The organism is Hamadaea tsunoensis DSM 44101 (assembly GCF_000428945.1).
GTDB lineage: Bacteria > Actinomycetota > Actinomycetes > Mycobacteriales > Micromonosporaceae > Hamadaea > Hamadaea tsunoensis.
Genome location: NZ_AUAX01000026.1, coordinates 70,834 through 87,795 on the forward strand (window position 1 = coordinate 70,834; position 16,962 = coordinate 87,795).

Consider the following 16,962-nt stretch of genomic DNA (forward strand, 5'->3'; position numbering starts at 1 on the left):
CCACTACACAGCGGAACTGAAGTGGCGTCGCATCCGGCGCACGCGGTCGGCAGGAGCAGGTCCGCGAGCGTACCGAGCACGAGTCACTCCAGGAAGAAGGCGTTCACCGCGGTTTCGTGGGGAGGTACGGGTGCCAGCGTCTCCAGCTCCGGGGTCAGCTCCGTCGGCGTACCGCTGGCTTCCCAGGCGGCTCCGTTGGCCGTGTAGAAGACGCGAGCCCGTCCGAAGGTGTTGGGCGCGTCCGGGTGCGCGGTCAGCGAGGTGATGACCGGCGTGCCCTGGATCTTCGCGTACCAAGGGCTGCTGCTGGTACGCCCGACGAGGCCGCCGTCGAGCGATATCTCCACGATGCGCGGCGTTTGGTTGTAGGGGTACCGGCCGGAGATCGCCAACCAGTTCTCGGAGGTGAAGGCCACCCCGCTGAGCTGGTCCAGGATGGTCGAGATGCGCTGCGCGGGCCCGGCCGCGACAGCCTGGCCGGAGCGCGAGAGCGCAGCGACGTACAGGCCGCGCGCGGTCACCAGCGCGATCCGGCGACCGTCGGGGGCCAGTGCGAACGCCTGGATCACCCCGTCCACGTTCGGCACCGTGACCAGGGTGGCCGAGGCCTTCCCGTCCCGCGGTACGCAGTACAGCCGCCCGTCGCAGACCGCCACGATCATGCGCTCGTCGAAGAAGCCCGGCCGCAGGAACTTCTGGCCGGTCAGCTTGACGTCGCGCAGCACCGCCAAGTCGTCACCCGCCTTGGCACCGTCACGCCGCGCGGCGCCGACCCGCAGGCTGAAGCCGCTCTTGTCGCGGTGGACGACTGCGATGGTCGCGGGCCCCTCGTCTTCGTGCGCCCGGTCGCGGATCATCGCCGCCCACTCGACGTCCTTGTTCTGCGTCTTGGCGGGATCGGCCGATTCCAGCAGCGGAACGGGGCTGCCGTCCTCGGCGTTGCCCGACGGCAGGCGGCGTACCTTGTGGTCCTTGTCGAGGATGGCGAACGCTGCCGCCGCGCGGCCCTCGGTCCGGGCCGCCGTCAGGTTGTCCATGTAGAACCGGCCGCCGGTGCGGTTGTCGGTGCTGTCGATCCGCAGCTTGATCGGCGACTCCGCCGTCGGCGAGAACGCGCCGAGGCGGATCGCGTCGTCGTACAGCGTCCAGGTGAGCTGCGTGATCACCCGCGAGGCGTCGACCTGGCCCTGCCCGTTCTGCAGCACCTGGTGGGAGATGTTCACCACGATGTTCTTGCCGACGATGGTGGGCGGATCGGTGGCACCCGGCGTCAGCGAGGTGACGCCCGACGCCAGCCAGCTCACCGGGTCGCCGATCTGCCACTCCATGAGGTGCTTGCGCCGGACGCCCTCGTCCCAGACGATCGGAACGTGCCGGGGGTCGGGGACGAGGCATTCGCCGGCGGCGTCCCAGAAGTAGACGCTGCGATAGTTGTAGTAGTCCGCGAGCGCGTCCGACGAGATGATCATCCCGGGCGGCGCATTCTTGATGTTGGAGATGCGTAGCGTCTCGCCGTGGATCTTGTCATCGTACTTGGTCAGGGTGAAGTCGATGCGCGGCGTTGTCTGGCCGGACGCCGGCGGTTCGAGGACGCACCTCTGGTTCAGCGTTCCCAACACCACCACAGGCAGGGAGACCGCGTATCCGGTGCTGCCCAGGGGAGTGATCGCGGGGCTCTGGCCGGCCAGCATCTCCGAGTCGTACCAGACGACGGTCAGTTTGGTGTGCGCGGCGTCGGCCAGCTGGTTCTTCATCGTCGGCTCGAAGTCGCCCCCGAGGTACGACAGGTAGGACTCGATCGCCGAGGCGAGATCTCCGGGGTCGCCCGCGCCCTGGCGCAGGAAGTTCTGGATCAGCGCCTCCGGGGTCAGGCCGCTCTTGAACGGGGGCGGCTGGCTTCCGCCGGGCGCGGTACCGCCTTGGCCGGCCGAGGGGCCCGGGCCGTCCACGACGACTCCGTTGCGCGAGGCCACACCGCAGCCGGCCACGGCACTCAGGCTGCCGAGCGCGACGGCCCGCAGCAGCGTACGACGATCCATCAGGAAACCCCCGCGGTCCGGTCGGCCTCGGCCAGCTCGGCGATCGACTGCAGCGGGATGTCGGCCGTGTCGCCGATCGCGCTGCCGCTCGGCATCAGGGGCAGCGGCGAGCCGCTCAGCCGGTCACCGGCCCGAGCCGGGACGGTCAGGCGGAACTGGGCGCCACGGCCCGGTTCGCCCCACGCCTCCAGCCAGCCGCCGTGCAGGCGGGCGTCCTCCAGCGCGATCGACAGGCCCAGGCCCGTGCCGCCGGTCTGCCGCGCCCGCGAGGGGTCGGCCCGCCAGAACCGGTTGAAGACCAGCTTCTCGTCGCCGGGTTTCAGGCCGATGCCGTTGTCCCGGACGGTCACCGCGACGGCCTGGGGGTCGGCGGCCAGCGTCACCACGACCGGGCGGCCCTCCGAGTGCTCGATCGCGTTGCCGACGAGGTTGCGCAGGATCCGCTCGATGCGGCGGGCGTCCACCTCGGCGACGACCGGGGCCTGCGGCGCGCGTACCTCGACGTCGGCGCCGGCCCGCTCGGCGACCGAGGCCAGCCGCTCGACCACCCGGTGCACGATCGGCACGAGGTCGGCCGGCTCGGCGTCGAGCATGGCGAACCCGGCGTCGAACCGGCTGATCTCCAGCAGATCCGACAGCAGGCTCTCGAACCGGTCGAGCTCGTGCTGCAGCAGCTCGGCGCTGCGGGCCACGGCCGGGTCGAACGATTCGCGCTCGCCGTGCAGCAGGTCGGCCGCCATCCGCACGGTCGTCAGCGGCGTACGCAGTTCATGCGAGACGTCCGAGGTGAACCGCCGTTGCAGCCGGGACATCTCCTCGAGCCGGGTGATCTGGCGTTGCAGGTTGGCCGCCATCTGGTTGAACGAGCTGGCCAGCAGGGCGAGGTCGTCCTCACCGACGACGGTCATGCGCTGGTCGAGCAGCCCGGCCGACAGCCGCTGCGCGGTCCGCGCGGCGATCCGGATCGGCGAGACGACCAGCCGGGTCACGAGCATGACCACGGCCACCAGCAGCACGACCAGCAGCGCGCCGAGCAGCAGCACCGACGTCCGGAAGTCCTTGCTGACCAGCTCGGCGGTGTCCATCGGCACGAGGTAGTACAGCTCCAGCTGGCCCCAGCGGGTCGCGACGGGCGTACCGAAGACCAGGTAGGTGTGCCGGCCCATGGTGACGCCGGTTTCGGATGACGCGATCTGCGCCGACACGATCTGGCTGGCGATGTTCCCCCGGCCGGCGACCTCATGGCGCAGCTCGGGGGTGATCGCGCCGTTCAGGTTGAGTGACCGGGGCGCGGTCTTGAAGCCGGTGAACAGCCGGGAGTCCGTGGTCGTCGCCTCGGCCGCCTCCGCCGACATCGCCACGATGACGCCGCCGCCCTGCTCAGGCGTGATCATCAGGCGCGACAGGATGCTCTCGACCTGCGCGTTCACCGCCGAACTCGGCACCGTGTAGCCGGTCAGCTGGCCCGTCGCGTACTCCCGGCCGTTGTCCAGCTGGACGCGGACGCTGTCGCGGGCGCCGCGGATCTGGGCCGAGGTGTTGCGCTCGGCGACCAGCCAGCCGAACCCGCCGACCAGCGCGCCGCAGAGGACCACGGTGATGAGCGCCATCCGCAGCTGCAGCGACCGGCGCCAGGTGCGGTACGCGACCGTCAGCGGCGGCATCAGCTTCCGGCCGACCGGACCGGCCTTGACCAGCGCCTGCTTGACCGCACGCTTCACCGCACGGCGGGTGACCAGTGCCGGTGCGGGGGGCGGGGAGGGGGGTGCGCTCATAGGAGTACCCAGGCTAGCTGGTACCCGCCTTGTACCCCACCCCGCGAACGGTCAGGATGATTTCCGGCCGCTCGGGATCGGGTTCGATCTTGGCGCGCAGGCGCTGGACGTGGACGTTGACCAGGCGGGTGTCGGCGGCGTGCCGGTAGCCCCAGACCTGCTCCAGCAGCACCTCGCGGGTGAAGACCTGGCGCGGCTTGCGGGCCAGCGCCACGAGCAGGTCGAACTCCAGCGGGGTCAGCTTGACCTCCTCGCCGTCCCGGGTGACCGTGTGGGCCGGAACGTCGATCGAGATCTGGTTGCCGGGCGGGCCGATGGTCAGCATCTCGGGCGTGTTGTCCTCGCCGCGGCGCAGCCGGGCGCGTACGCGGGCCACGAGCTCCTTCGGCTTGAACGGCTTGACCACGTAGTCGTCGGCGCCGGACTCCAGGCCCAGCACCACGTCCACGGTGTCGCTCTTCGCCGTGAGCATGACGATCGGGATGCCCGATTCGGCACGGATCGCCCGGCATACGTCGATCCCGCTCATCCCGGGCAGCATGAGGTCGAGCAGGACGATGTCCGGCCGGGCCTCGCGGAAGGCGGCCAGCGCCCGCTCGCCGTCGGCCACGAAGGCGGGCAGGAAGCCCTCGCTGCGCAGCACGATGCCGAGCATCTCGGCAAGGGCGGGATCGTCGTCCACCACTAGAACCCGGGGTCTCATGGGGACCAATAATGCACCCTGCCCAGCCCGGCTCACAGCCGCCGTGCGGATCTTTAACGGTGACCCGCCGATATTTCCGACAAAGACCCTGAAACACCTCGCACCGCGTCCACACGGGTACGCGGGACGAGCGCGCGCGTGCCACGATGACGCGCGTGCCAGCGAGGACCCTTCCCCTGCGGCCGCTGACCGTGGGCGAGCTGCTCGACACGGCGGTCGACGTGACCCGAGGCGCGGCCCGCGTACTGGTGCCGGTCGCGCTCCTGCTCAGCGTCGCCGAGCAGGCCGTCATGTTCTTCCTGCGGCGGGAGTTCTTCGACGGCGCGGTGCTGCCCGACCCCACCAAGCTCGTCGGGCCGGCCTGGGGCGCGGTCGCGATCGGTGCCGGGCTGGAATCCCTGATCCTGGCCCTGCTGGGGGTGGTCGCCGGCCGGGCGGCCGCCGCCGCCTTCGTCGGCCAGGCGCTCCCGGCCCGCTCCGCGTTCCGCCTCGGCGACCTGGCCGGCGCCGTCCTCATCGGGCTGATCGCCGGGATCACCACCGGCACTGTCACGCTGCTGCCGCTGGGCTGGGTGATCGCGTACCCACTGTTCGGGCTCGCGGTCCCAGCCCTGGTCATCGACCGCCGCGGGGTGTTCGGCGGGCTCGGGCGCGGGGTCAAGATGCTGTTTCGTACCGGCGGGCGGCCGATCGGCATCCGGCTGCTCGGCTACCTCGGCTGGCTGCCGCTGCGGCTCGCCTTCCTCTTCGGCGGGCTCGCCGTCGCCGACTTCGTCGGGCTGCGCGGCCACACCGTCCCGCTCCTCGTCGCCGGGGCCTTCACGGCCGTCGCCAACTCCTTCGCGTACGCCACCCTGGCCGGTCTGGACGCCGTCCTGCACCTGGAGACACGCGTACGCACGGAGGGACTCGACATCGCGCTGAGCCGCACGGCCGCCCCGCTGAGCCCGGCGCACCTGGCGGTGACGGTGTGAGCCGCACCTGGACCGAGTTCGTGGCGATGCTGTCCGACCTGCTCTCGTTGCCGTTGCTGCTGCTGGTCCTCGTGGCGGTGACCGCGCTCGTCGCCGCGCTCTGGTACTTCTTCCCCGCCTGGATTCCCCGCCGGGGCTTCTGGCGGCGGCGGGCCCGGTTCCCGCGCTGGCGCCTCCGCCGGCCCCGGTTGCGGTGGCCGCACTGGCGGCGGCCCCGGTTCCGCTGGCCGGACCTGCGGTTCTGGCGGCGCCGGCGGCGGGCCGCGAAGTCCGGCCCGGCCACTGTGGAGGAACAGATCGCCGAGCTGATCGCCTCGCCCGACGAGCTGCCGGCCGTGCCCGCCGAGATCTACCTGTCCCTGGCCGACCGGCTCGCCGCCGAAGGCCGGTACGCCGAGGCGCTCCGCGAACGCTACCGGTCGGCCGTACGCGACCTCGTCCAGAACGGGGTCGTCGAGAACCGTCCGGGGTGGACGGTCGCGGAACTGGCCGGGGCGGCGGCGACCGCGCGGCCGGCGGTCGGCGTACCGCTGCGGGCGGCGAGTGGCCTGTTCAGCGAGGTCTGGTACGCCGAGCACGCCGCCACCGCCGAGCACGACGACCGGATGCGGGATTACGCCCACGACGTCCACGAGCGGCTGGTGAACCGATGACCGCCACGGTGACCACGACAGCGACCGCGGCCCCCGCACCCCCGGCGGCCGAAACGCCGACGCCGAAGCGACGCCGCCGGCGGCACCGGGTCGTCATCCCCTTCTCGGTGCTGTTCCTGCTCGTCGCCGGAACGATCGTGCTGCACGCCCTGAACGAGCCGGACCGGACCGACCTGTCCTTCCTCTCCCCCGGCAGCACCGCGCCGCTCGGCTCGTCGAAGCTGGCGGACCGGTTGCGCGCCAACGGAATCACCGTCGAACGGCAGACCAGCACGTCGGACGCGCTGGTGTCGGCGTACAAGGGGGACGCGACGCTGTTCGTGCCCGCGCCGGAACTGATGCCCACCGGCTACCTCACCATGCTGAGCCTTCTGCCCACCGGTACGCGGGTCGTCCTGGTCGAACCGGGCACCGACGAGCTGAACCGGGCGGACGCACCGGTCGTCGCGAGCGGTCGCCGATGGGCGTCGGCCGTGATGGATCGCGACGACGACACGGCCGGCGGGTGCGAGATCGACCTCGTCGACCGGGCCGGCCCCGCCGCCGCGTTGCGCACCGCGTACGCGCCGGGGGCGGACGTGACGGACTTCCGCTCCTGCTACGGCGGCGGCCTGGCCTCGGTCGGCTGGCAGTCGACCGAGCTGACCGTGGCCGGCAGCGTCGACCCGTTCCGCAACGACCGCATCGACGAGGTGGACAACTCGGCGTTCGCCGTCGGCCTGCTGTCGGGCCACTCCCGGGTCGTGTGGCTGGACGTCCACCGGCGCGAGGCCGGGCCCCAGGTGGACCCGAACGCGTCGGCGGGGGAAGGCGTACCCCCGTCGCTGGCTCCCGGCGGGGACGGCACCGGCACGGGCGACGGCGGCGGCTCCGGCCAGGGCGACGGCGGCAGCGGGTCGAACGGTGGCGGCGGCTCCGGCGGGTCGGACGACGACCAGGCCTCGGGCGCCGACCAGCCGCCCATCTGGACCCTGTTCCCCGCCGGGCTCTGGGCGACCCTCACGGGCCTGCTGTTGCTGGGGCTTCTGCTGGCGCTGTGGCGCGGGCGGCGGCTGGGGCCGCCGGTCGCCGAGCCGATCCCGTTCGCGGTCAAGGGCGCCGAGACGGTGCTCGGCCGCGCGCGGCTCTACCGGCGGGCGGGCGCCGTCCTGACCGGATCACAGACCCTGCGCCGCGAGACCGGACCGAGGATCGCGGCGGCGCTGGGCCTCCCGCCGACCGCCGACGCGGACACGCTGGCCCGGGCGATCGCCGCCCGGCACGGCGGCGATCCCGCGGAATACCTGGCGGTCCTGGCGGACGACCTGCCCAAGAAGGACGCCGAGCTGGTCGAGCTGGCCCGCGCCCTGGACAGCCTGCTGACGCTGGTCAGCACTCCGACGTACGACCCCGAACGAGGAGACACCCGTGGTTGAGCTCACCCCCGACGTCGACGCGGCCCGCATCGACGAGGACCAGGCCGCGAGGGCGGCCTTCGACCGGCTGCGCCTGGAGGTGGCCAAGGCGGTCGTCGGCCAGGACGGCGTGGTCGCCGGGCTCGCGATCGCCCTGCTCTGCCAGGGACACGTGCTGCTCGAAGGCCCGCCCGGGGTGGCCAAGACGCTGCTCGTACGGGCGTTCTCGGCCGCGCTGTCGCTGGACATGAAGCGGGTGCAGTTCACCCCCGACCTCATGCCCGGCGATGTCACCGGCTCGCTCATCTACGACCCGCGCGGCGCCAACTTCCAGTTCCGCGAGGGCCCGGTGTTCACGAACCTGCTGCTCGCCGACGAGATCAACCGGACGCCGCCCAAGACGCAGGCCGCGCTGCTGGAGGTCATGGAGGAGCGGCAGGTCTCGGTGGACGGCGTCGCCCGGCGGCTGCCCGAGCCGTTCCTGGTCGCCGCCACCCAGAACCCGATCGAGCACGAGGGCACGTACCCGCTGCCGGAGGCGCAGCTCGACCGGTTCCTGCTCAAGCTGACCGTCCCGCTGCCCAGCCGCGACGAGGAGCTCGGCGTCGTGCGCAACCACCACGTCGGCTTCGACCCGCGCGACCTGCGCGCCGCCGGGATCGGCCCGGTCGCTGGCCCGGCCGAGCTGATGCTCGCCCGCGAGCAGGTCCGCAAGGTGACCGTGGCCGACGGGGTGCTCGCGTACCTGGTCGACCTGTGCCGGGCCACCCGCACCACGCCCAGCGTCGAGCTCGGCGCCTCCCCGCGCGGCGCCACGAGCCTGCTCAACACCAGCAAGGCGTGGGCCTGGCTGGCCGGCCGGCAGTTCGTCACGCCCGACGATGTGAAGATCATGGCCCGGCCGACGCTGCGGCATCGGCTGCGGCTGCGCCCCGAGGCCGAGCTGGAAGGCGTCACCCCGGACGCAGTGCTGGACACCGTGCTGGCCGGCGTACCGACGCCGCGATGATCACCTGGAAGCCGGCCCTGCTGTTCGCCGCGGGGCTGCTCACCGTCTGGTGGTTGCCCTGGCCTTGGCTCGCGCTGCTCATTCTGATCGGCCTGGTCGCCCTCGTCAGCCTTGGCGACCTGATCGCCACGCCCAGCCCCGCCGCCCTCACCCTCAGCCGGTCGGGCGCCAAGGTCGTGCGGCTCGGCGAGGACGCCGTCGTGGACCTGCTCGTGCACAACCCCACGCCGTACGCGTACAAGCTGCGGGTCCGGGACGCCTGGGTGCCCTCGGCGGGACAGGCCGCGTACGCGGAGACGGTCGAGCTGGAGCCGGGCGCGACGGTGACTCTGCCGGCGAGGCTGCACCCCACCCGCCGGGGCGACCGACCGGCGGTACGCGTGACGTTGCGGGCCTACGGGCCGTGGTCCTTCGCCTTCAAGCAGGTACGCCACGCCCGCGCCGACGCGATGACGCCACAGTGGACACTGCGGGTGCTGCCGCGCTTCGACTCCCGCCGCCACCTGCCGGAGAAGCTGTCCAAACTGCGCACGGTCGAGGGCGCGACCGCCATCCGCGGCCGGGGACAGGGCACCGAGTTCGACGCGCTGCGCGAGTACGTGGTCGGCGACGACGTCCGGTCGATCGACTGGCGGGCGACCGCGCGGCGCAACGACGTCGTCGTGCGGACCTGGCGGCCGGAGCGGTCCCGGCGGGTCGTCTGCGTCCTCGACAGCGGTCGCACCAGCGCCGTACGCGTCGGCGACGTGCCCCGGCTCGACCACGCGATCGACGCCGCGCTCCTGCTGGCGGCCGTTGCCGAGAAGGCCGGCGACCAGGTCGACCTCATCGTCGCGGACGAACGCGTCCGGGCCACGGTCACGCGTACGGCCGGCCGGGCGCTGCTGACCCGGCTCGTGGACGCGCTCGCCCCGGTGCACCCGGCCACCGCCGAGACCGACTTCGAACTCATCGCCAGCGAGATCCTGCGTACCGAGCGCAAGCGCAGCCTGGTCGTGCTGTTCACCGCGCTGGAACCGGGCGCGCTCGGCGAAGGCCTGCTGCCCGTGCTGCCCCGGCTCGCCGCGCGGCACACCGTGCTGGTCGCGGCCGTCCACGATCCGATCATCGGCGAGCTGATCGAGACGCCGCCCACCGACGCGTCCGCCGTCTACCGCCGGGTCGCCGGGCTGCGCGCCCGCGAAGACCGGTCGCTGGTCGTGCGGTCGTTGTCACGGCACGGCGTACGCGTCCTCGACGCGGCCGCGGACCGGTTCGCGTCCGAGGTGACCGACGTCTACCTGGACCTCAAAGCCACCGGCCGCCTCTGACCATCGTGTCGCCCCGGCCCCGCCCCGCCCCGCCCTGCCCCGGCGCGGCCCGGCCCGGCCCGGCCCCAAGATCCCGTTTGGATCAGGTTTTTCACCCGAATCTTGGTCCATGATTCGGGTGATTTCCCTGATCCAAACAGGATCTTGGGGTCGGGCGGGATCTTGGGGCGAGGGCTGGACTGGGCTTGGGGCTGAGCGGGTGTCTCAGTGGGTTTCGAGGGCGTCGCGGAGGGTGAGCAGTTCGGCCGCCGCCTTGTCGGCCCGGCGGTCACCGAAGATCAGCAACGCGACGCTGCCGTGGTCGGCCCAGCCGCACAGCGTGTCCACGATGCTCTCGCCGTGGTGCTCGACGCACAGGACGACACCGCCCTGCGTACCGGCGTCGAACTTGTCCGGGTCGGTGAACGTGAACGACTGGGCGTAGCCCATCACCTGCCGCAGCGTCGTCTCGGGCTGGAAGACGTAGCCCGTGCCGACCGCGATCGCGATGTTGTCCGACAGGTGCCCCGACGGCCGCCGGTACGCGGTCGCCTGCACCTTGTCGAAGGTGCCCAGATCGGTCAGCAGCCCCTCGATGTCCACACCGGACGGTGACATCCCGGAGTTGGTGTTGAAGTAGCCGGGCATCTCGGTCGGGAAGCCCACCGCGGCCGGGTACCCCTTGGTCAACGAGGTGTACGCCCACACGCCGACCCCGCCGCACACGAGCAGCAGTACCACCGCGAAGATGCCCAGCTGCAGCCAGATCGACCGGCGCTTCTTCGGCGTACCAGGCGTACCGGGCGTACCGGGGGTCACGGCCTGCGGCTGACCCGCCTGCGGATAGCCGGTCTGCGGGTAGCCCGCCTGCGGATATCCCGGCTGCGGATATCCCGGCTGGGCATAACCGGGCTGGGCGTAACCGGGCTGGGGATATCCCGCCTGCGGATAGCCGGCCTGCGGGTAGCCGTAGGGCGCCTGCGGGTACGGCTGCCCCGGATACGGCTGACCCGGATATGCCTGTCCCGGGTAGGGCTGCGCCGGGTACGCCTGTCCGGGATAGACCGGCGCCGGGTACGCCTGGCCCGGATACTGTGCGGGATAAGGGTTCTGGTAGCCCGGCGGGTAGGCGTACTGCCCGGCAGCGGGCTGGTCGACGGCGGACGGCTCCGGCGGCGTTGCCGGCCCGCTCTGCTGCGACTCGGCGGCGGAAGGCTGCGCCCCAGGAAGCTCCGCCTCGGGCACGGCGGGCTGCTCTCCCTGCGAGGGAAGCTCCGCCTCCGGCGAGGAAGGCTGCTCTCCAGGCGCGGAAGGTTCGGCCTCGGGCGAGGAGGGCTGCGACTCGGGCAGGGGAACCGCCGGGGACGGCGATTCGGGCTGCGGAGCCGGGGACTGCCAGGGATCGGGCTGCGACACGAGCGTGAGAGTAGCCGTCGCGGCGCGTTCGCGGAGCCCCCCGATCCCGCCGGACCGCCGGATCAGTGCTCGACGTCCACCTGGACGGCTGCCGCCTCCGCCGCCCGCCCCCGGATCAGCACGTACGCGATGAATCCGAGCCACACCACGGCACCGATCGCGTCCTTGACGATCATCGGCAACGGAGACGGGGTCACGAACGCTTCGAGGCAGGCCGCGACGGCGAACACGGCGACAAGCCCGAGCACCCCGAGCAGCCCGGTACGCGCCGCGTACCCGACGGCGGCGCCGCGGCTCAGCTGCGGGCCGGGGGCCAGGGCCGCCCAGCCGATCCGCAGCCCGAGGGCGGCCGCGACGAAGACGGCGCTGAGTTCGAGCAGGCCGTGCGGCGCGATCATGCCGAAGAAGACGTCCGCCTTGCCGTGGCTGATCATCAGGCCGCCCATCAGCCCGAGATTGAGCGCGTTGGTGAACAGCACCCACAGCGCGGGCAGGATGAGCACGCCGCCGGCGAAGGTCTGCGCGCCGACCCACGCGTTGTTGGTCCAGACCTCGGCCGCGAAGTTCTGGGCCGCGTAATCGCTGTAGTACGAGACGAACTCCTTGTCGACGATGCGCTGGGCCTGGTCGTTCGACATCAACGCGGCCAGGGCGTCCGGGTTCTCCGTGAACCACACGCCGACGGCGACCGCGACCGCCAGGGACGCGATCGTCGTGCCGGCCCACCACCAGCGGGCCCGGTATACCACCAGCGGGAAGCCGTGGGTGAAGAACCGCCCGACGGCCCGCCACGAGAAGCCCTGCCCGCCGGTGACCGCCGCCCGTGCCGTGAGCACCAGCCGGGACAGCTGGGCGACGAGGGCGGGGTCGGGCAGGCGGCTGCGGACCGCCGACAGGTGCGTGGCCGCCCGCTGGTAGAGCACGACCAGCTCGTCCGCCTCCCGGGCGCTCAACCGGCGACGCCGGCTCAACTGCTCCAGGCGCCGCCATTCGGCCTGGTGCTCGGCCACGAACGCGTCGAGATCCACGTGCCCCTCCCCCGGTCCGGACCCCACGCGTACGCCGACAGCGGGGGTCGCCCGCACAGCGTAAGCTCCAATCGCCCGGGGGAGGTGACACACGTGACGACGGTGCTGCAGACGCCACCGACGCAGTTGGTCAGCGGCGAGGCGGTCCATCTCGACGTGCGCGTGGCCCGGCCCGGGTCGCGGGCGCTGGCCTTGATGATCGACATCGTGATCCAGCTGTTGCTGTTCTTCGTGCTCTGGGTCGTCGTCGGGATCGCCTCGCTCGCGGCGGGATTCGGCGACGCCGCGCTGGCCGGCGCGGTCGGCGTGACCATCATCGTGATCGTCTTCGTCGGTCATCAGGCGATCTGGGAGACCCTGACCGCCGGCCGCACCCCCGGCAAGTACGCGGTCGGCCTGCGCGTCGTGCGCGACGACGGCGGCCCGGTGCAGTTCCGGCACGCGCTCGTCCGGTCGCTGATCGGGGCGGCCGTCGAGTGGCCCGGCCTGCTGATGCCCGTGGTGACCTGGGTGGCGGCGATCGGCACGATGGCCGTCAACCCGCAGGGCAAACGGCTGGGCGACGTGGCCGCGGGCACGCTCGTCATCCACGAGCGCTCCCCGGCGACCTGGGGCTGGATTCCGGCCACGCCGCCGCCGCTGGCCGCCTGGGCGTCCACACTGGACCTCACCGGCCTCGACGACGAGCTCGCCCTGTCGGTCCGCCATTTCCTGGCCCGCAGCCGTCAGCTGAAGGAGCCCTTCCGGACGCGGCTCGGCATGGTGCTCGCGACCGAGGTCATGGCCAAGACGACCCCGCCGCCGCCACCGCAGACGCCCGGCTGGGCGTACCTGGCGGCGGTTCTGGGTGAGCGGCACCGGCGCAGCGCGGCCCGGCTCGCGGCCGCCCGGGCGACGCACGCCTCGCTCTGGCCGGAGCTGTTCCCGGTCGCACCGCCGGCGCCGCACACGTTCACGGCACCGGCTCCCTGGTCACCGATGCCGGCGCCGAGCCCGTCGATCCCCGGACAGCCGGTCCGCCCGGCCGCCCCGATCCCGCCTCAGCGCCTGCTCTAGCCGGAGCGCCCGGCGCCTGGCGGGAGGTCGTTCAGGCGAACAGCGCCCGGCCCCAGAAGTCCGCCGCGCCGCTCACACCCGCCGGGCAGGCCCAGACACCGCTGGACACGTGCCGGATGTACTCGTTGAGCGAGTCGTTGCGCGACAGGCTCTTCTGCACCGTCACGAACTGCTTGCGCGGATCCCGCTGGTACGCCATGAAGAACAGTCCCGCGTCGAGCCGTCCGAGGCCGTCCGACCCGTCGACGAAGTTGTACCCGCGCCGGAGCAGGTGCGCGCCGCCGTTGTGGTCGGGGTGGGCAAGGCGTACGTGGGAGTCCTTGGCGATCAGCGGCATGCCGTCGCCGTCCTTGGCGTCGAAGTTCGGTTCGTCGAACTCCTTGGCCGAACCCAGCGGAGCGCCCTCGCCCTTGGTACGCCCGAAGATCTGCTCCTGCTCGCCGAGCGAGGTCCGGTCCCAGGTCTCGATGATCATTCGGATGCGCCGGGTGACCAGGTAGGAGCCGCCCGACATCCAGTTCGCGCCGTCCTCGGCCGCCGCCCAGAGCTGCTGCGGCAGCAGTTCGGTGTCCTCGGCCTTGAGGTTGCGCGTACCGTCCTTGAACCCGAGCAGGTTGCGCGCTGTGGCCTGGTCCCGCGACGTCGACGACGTACGCCCGAACCCGAGCTGGGAGTACCGCACGCTCACCTTGCCGAACCCGATGCGGGCCAGGTTGCGGATCGCGTGCACGGCCACCTGCGGATCGTTGGCGCACGCCTGGATGCACAGGTCGCCGCCGGAGATCTCGGCCTGCAGCGCGTCCCCGCGGAACGCGGGCAGGTCCGCCAGGGCGGCCGGGCGCTTGTCGGCGATGCCGAACCGGTCGACGCCGTCGGCCGTGCGAAACAGCGTCGGCCCGAAGCCGATGGTGAGGGTGAGGCCGCTGGGCGGCAGGCCGAGCGCCTCGCCGGTGTCGTCCGGCGGCGCCTCGGCGATCCCGTCGACGGCACCGATCAGCCCGGCGTCGTGTCCCTGCGTCATCCGCGCGGCCGCGGCGGTCCACTGGCGCAGCAGCTCGATGAGGTCCGCGCGGTCCTTGGTGATCACGTCGAACGCCACGAAGTGCAGCCGGTCCTGGGCCGGCGTGACGATCCCGGCCTGGTGCTCGCCGTAGAACTCGATCGCGTCGGCCGCCGCCTTGGCCGCCGCGGCGGGCGTACCGCCGCCGGACAGCAGCGCCGTCGCTCCCGCGGCGACCCCCGCCGCGCCCGCGGCCCCGAGTCCTCCGAGTGTCAGCGCCTTGCGCCTGGACACCATGACGTCTCTCCTACCTAGACGGCCGGGCCCACCGTGGTCGCGGCGGGCCCGGACTGCGTACTCAGCTGATGGCCGCGGCGACCTTGCTGACCGGCTCGGCCACGGCGTTGATCGAGTCGGACAGCTCCTTGAGCTCGTCCTTCGACAGGGTCGTGATCAGCTTCCAGCCGTCACTGGCGCGGTGCTTCGCCAGCGTGGTCTCGACGCCCTTGAAGCCGCTGTCCAGCTTGGCGATGAGGTCCGGCGCCTTGTCCTCCAGGGACGGGCGCAGCGCCGCGATGGCCGCCTTCGAGCCTTCCAGGTTGGCCGCGAAGTCCCACAGGTCGGTGTGCGAGTAGCGGTCCTCCTCGCCCGTGATCTTGCTGGCGGCCATCTCGTCGAGCAGTTCCTTGGCGCCGTTCGCCAGCTGCAGCGGGCTCAGCTTCTCTGTGGTGGCCTTGGCGACCAGCTCCTGCACGTCCTTGACCAGCTGGTCGGCGATCGGCCCGTCCTGGGCGATCGAGCCGGTCCACAGGTCCTTCTCCAGGCGGTGGAAGCCGGTCCACTCGGTGCCCGCCTCGACGTCGTCCTCCCGGCCGTCGAGCTTCGGGTCCAGGTCGCCGAAGCTCTCCGCCACCGGCTCGACCCGCTCGTAATAGGTCCGCGCCACCGGGTACAGGGCCTTCGACTTCGTCACGTCGCCCGCCTTGACGGCGGCGGCGAACTCCTGCGTCTTCACCAGCAGGCCGTCGGTCTGCGTCTTCACGTAGGCCTGGTAGTTCTCGCTCGCCGCGGCCAGCTTCGCGTCCGCGGTCAGCGGCGCGGCCGAGCCGGACACCGTGAACTTCGCGCGGATACCGTCGCCGATCATCCCGGGCTTGCAGGCCGTCTCGTACGCGCCCGCAGGCAGCTCCATCTTCAGCTCCACGGGTACGCCGGGCAGGATGTTCTCCTTCTCGCCCATGACCCGGTCGCCGGCCGCGTACACGTAGAACTCCGTGACCTTCGAGCCGCTGTTGGTGACCTTGAAGGTGACCGTGCCGGCCGGGGCCTCCGCCTTCGCGACGTCGCAGGCGGTGTCGTTGGCGCTCACCGCGATGGGGCCGCCCGCGGCGTCACCGGTCGTGGTCTTGTCGTCCTTGCCGCAGCCGGTCAGGCCGAGCATGGCGACGCCGAGGACGGCGGCCGGGACGAGCAGGTGTCTACGCATCTGATGACTCCAACGATCAGTTGACGGAGGACGGTGCGGCACCGGCCGGCGCCGCGGCGGACGGCTGCGCGGCGGGCTTCGCCGGCTTCTTGCGCCACAGGAAGAGAACGAGTACCGGCACCACGTACACACACCAGCCGATCGTCTCCAGCACCGAAGGCTGGGCGGTGATGTTGAACATGCCCGACAGGAGCATCCCGTACCACGAGGTCGGGTCGAACCAGCCGGAGATGTCGAAGGCGTGGTTGCTGAGCCCCGGCAGGACGCCGGCCTCCTGGAAGTCGTGCACGCCGTACTTGAAGATGCCGGCGGCGACCAGGATCAGGAGCAGGCCCGTCCAGGTGAAGAACTTGGTGAGGTTGATCCGCACGAGGCTCGCGTACAGGCCGAAGCCGAGGCCCACGGCGGTCAGGATGCCGGCGGAGATCGCCACGACCGACCAGACCGACGGGGCGCCCTGCACGATGCCGACGAAGATCACCGACGTCTCGACGCCCTCGCGGGCCACGGCCAGGAACGCCATGAGCACCACCGCGACCGGGCCGAGCTTGATCGCGTCTTCGAGCCGCGCGCGCAGCTGCCCCGCCATCGAGCGGGCCGCCCGGCGCATCCAGAAGATCATCCAGGTCACGAACACGACCGCCACGACGGACGTGATCGCCTCGAAGAGTTCGCGGCCGGGACCGTTCAGGCGCTCCGACGCGTACCCGAGAATCAGGACGACCGCGACGGAGAGCGCGACCGCGCAGCCCACGCCGCCCCAGACGAGCGGCAGGTGGCGCTTGCGGTCGGACTTCACCAGGAAGCCGACCAGGATGGTGACGACCAGGGTTGCCTCGAGGCCCTCGCGTAGTCCGGTCAGGAACGTGGCGAGGAAGACGTTGCCCGTCATGGCGCGCTCCCGGGGTCTCGGTTACTTAGCTGAGGCGGCCCTAAGTTAGGGCAGCCACACCTTAAGTCCCCGACCGGGGGTGCCGTCAAGCGGAGGGCGCGAATCCGGCCCAGATCTCATTCGGGTCGCAAGCGATACGCGACGCGTGACCAAATGTTCCCTTTTGCTTGACATGTCCCTTACGCGATGTAAGCCTATAACCACGCAGCGTGAGGCCGGGGATCCCGGCGTCGCGCGCGGGGGAACCA

The 16,962-nt window shown here is 71.9% G+C and carries 14 protein-coding genes; 6 read left to right on the top strand and 8 right to left on the bottom strand.

Annotated elements, in window-relative coordinates; genetic code table 11:
- Window positions 1-83: 83 nt before the first annotated feature.
- From G401_RS0130800 to mtrA, 3 genes are all read right to left on the bottom strand, one after another.
- A complete protein-coding gene (locus G401_RS0130800; RefSeq protein ID WP_027345516.1) occupies window positions 84-2,039 on the bottom strand; it encodes an LpqB family beta-propeller domain-containing protein in 1,956 nt (651 codons plus the stop codon).
- Entirely contained in the window at window positions 2,039-3,703 is a 1,665-nt protein-coding gene (gene mtrB, locus G401_RS49575) for an MtrAB system histidine kinase MtrB (protein ID WP_084557816.1), read from the bottom strand. Before mtrB ends, G401_RS0130800 begins: the two co-directional genes overlap by 1 nt.
- 124 nt (window positions 3,704-3,827) lie before the next feature.
- Window positions 3,828-4,517 carry an MtrAB system response regulator MtrA gene (gene mtrA / locus G401_RS0130810; protein ID WP_027345517.1) on the bottom strand — a complete coding sequence of 230 codons (690 nt, stop codon included), beginning with the start codon at window positions 4,515-4,517 and terminating at the stop codon, window positions 3,828-3,830.
- Window positions 4,518-4,672: 155 nt separating this feature from the next.
- Here mtrA and G401_RS0130815 point away from each other — a divergent pair, with 155 nt between their 5' ends.
- From G401_RS0130815 to G401_RS0130835, 5 genes are read left to right on the top strand one after another with little or no spacing between them, the layout of a single operon-like run.
- The gene (locus G401_RS0130815; protein ID WP_245601897.1) at window positions 4,673-5,491 is read left to right on the top strand and encodes a hypothetical protein; all 819 of its coding nucleotides are present in this window, start codon (window positions 4,673-4,675) and stop codon (window positions 5,489-5,491) included.
- Window positions 5,488-6,144, top strand: coding sequence for a DUF4129 domain-containing protein (locus G401_RS0130820; RefSeq protein ID WP_027345519.1), 657 nt, complete (start codon window positions 5,488-5,490; stop codon window positions 6,142-6,144). The genes G401_RS0130815 and G401_RS0130820 overlap by 4 nt, the downstream gene beginning before the upstream one ends.
- Window positions 6,141-7,559 (top strand): DUF4350 domain-containing protein, encoded by a 1,419-nt coding sequence (locus tag G401_RS0130825; RefSeq protein WP_027345520.1) that lies wholly within the window; start codon window positions 6,141-6,143, stop codon window positions 7,557-7,559. Before G401_RS0130820 ends, G401_RS0130825 begins: the two co-directional genes overlap by 4 nt.
- Window positions 7,552-8,547: an AAA family ATPase gene (locus G401_RS0130830; protein ID WP_051367385.1), complete on the top strand. Its 996-nt coding sequence runs from the start codon at window positions 7,552-7,554 to the stop codon at window positions 8,545-8,547. The genes G401_RS0130825 and G401_RS0130830 overlap by 8 nt, the downstream gene beginning before the upstream one ends.
- Window positions 8,544-9,857 carry a DUF58 domain-containing protein gene (locus G401_RS0130835; RefSeq protein ID WP_027345522.1) on the top strand — a complete coding sequence of 438 codons (1,314 nt, stop codon included), beginning with the start codon at window positions 8,544-8,546 and terminating at the stop codon, window positions 9,855-9,857. Before G401_RS0130830 ends, G401_RS0130835 begins: the two co-directional genes overlap by 4 nt.
- Before the next feature lie 204 nt (window positions 9,858-10,061).
- Here the strand turns inward: G401_RS0130835 and G401_RS53555 are convergent, their stop codons facing one another.
- Both G401_RS53555 and G401_RS0130845 read right to left on the bottom strand, forming a co-directional pair.
- Window positions 10,062-11,252, bottom strand: coding sequence for a hypothetical protein (locus G401_RS53555; RefSeq protein ID WP_157546601.1), 1,191 nt, complete (start codon window positions 11,250-11,252; stop codon window positions 10,062-10,064).
- Between the two features lie 62 nt (window positions 11,253-11,314).
- Window positions 11,315-12,337: a stage II sporulation protein M gene (locus tag G401_RS0130845; protein WP_245601898.1), complete on the bottom strand. Its 1,023-nt coding sequence runs from the start codon at window positions 12,335-12,337 to the stop codon at window positions 11,315-11,317.
- A 36-nt stretch (window positions 12,338-12,373) separates the two neighbouring features.
- Between G401_RS0130845 and G401_RS49585 the strand changes: the two genes are divergently transcribed.
- The gene (locus G401_RS49585; protein ID WP_034593653.1) at window positions 12,374-13,336 is read left to right on the top strand and encodes an RDD family protein; all 963 of its coding nucleotides are present in this window, start codon (window positions 12,374-12,376) and stop codon (window positions 13,334-13,336) included.
- Window positions 13,337-13,367: 31 nt separating this feature from the next.
- Here the strand turns inward: G401_RS49585 and efeB are convergent, their stop codons facing one another.
- From efeB to efeU, 3 genes are all read right to left on the bottom strand, one after another.
- Window positions 13,368-14,633 (bottom strand): iron uptake transporter deferrochelatase/peroxidase subunit, encoded by a 1,266-nt coding sequence (gene efeB / locus G401_RS0130855; RefSeq protein WP_034593655.1) that lies wholly within the window; start codon window positions 14,631-14,633, stop codon window positions 13,368-13,370.
- A 61-nt stretch (window positions 14,634-14,694) separates the two neighbouring features.
- Window positions 14,695-15,822, bottom strand: coding sequence for an iron uptake system protein EfeO (efeO, locus tag G401_RS0130860; protein ID WP_027345526.1), 1,128 nt, complete (start codon window positions 15,820-15,822; stop codon window positions 14,695-14,697).
- Between the two features lie 16 nt (window positions 15,823-15,838).
- Window positions 15,839-16,714, bottom strand: coding sequence for an iron uptake transporter permease EfeU (gene efeU / locus G401_RS0130865; protein ID WP_027345527.1), 876 nt, complete (start codon window positions 16,712-16,714; stop codon window positions 15,839-15,841).
- Between the last annotated feature and the right edge of the window lie 248 nt (window positions 16,715-16,962).

Bases quoted from the DNA above. Each gene is read 5' to 3' on its own strand.
- G401_RS0130800 (WP_027345516.1), bottom strand. From the start codon at position 2,039: ATGGATCGTCGTACGCTGCTGCGGGCCGTCGCGCTCGGCAGCCTGAGT.
- mtrB (WP_084557816.1), bottom strand. From the start codon at position 3,703: ATGCCGCCGCTGACGGTCGCGTACCGCACCTGGCGCCGGTCGCTGCAG.
- mtrA (WP_027345517.1), bottom strand. From the start codon at position 4,517: ATGAGACCCCGGGTTCTAGTGGTGGACGACGATCCCGCCCTTGCCGAG.
- G401_RS0130825 (WP_027345520.1), top strand. From the start codon at position 6,141: ATGACCGCCACGGTGACCACGACAGCGACCGCGGCCCCCGCACCCCCG.
- G401_RS0130835 (WP_027345522.1), top strand. From the start codon at position 8,544: ATGATCACCTGGAAGCCGGCCCTGCTGTTCGCCGCGGGGCTGCTCACC.
- efeB (WP_034593655.1), bottom strand. From the start codon at position 14,633: ATGGTGTCCAGGCGCAAGGCGCTGACACTCGGAGGACTCGGGGCCGCG.
- efeO (WP_027345526.1), bottom strand. From the start codon at position 15,822: ATGCGTAGACACCTGCTCGTCCCGGCCGCCGTCCTCGGCGTCGCCATG.
- efeU (WP_027345527.1), bottom strand. From the start codon at position 16,714: ATGACGGGCAACGTCTTCCTCGCCACGTTCCTGACCGGACTACGCGAG.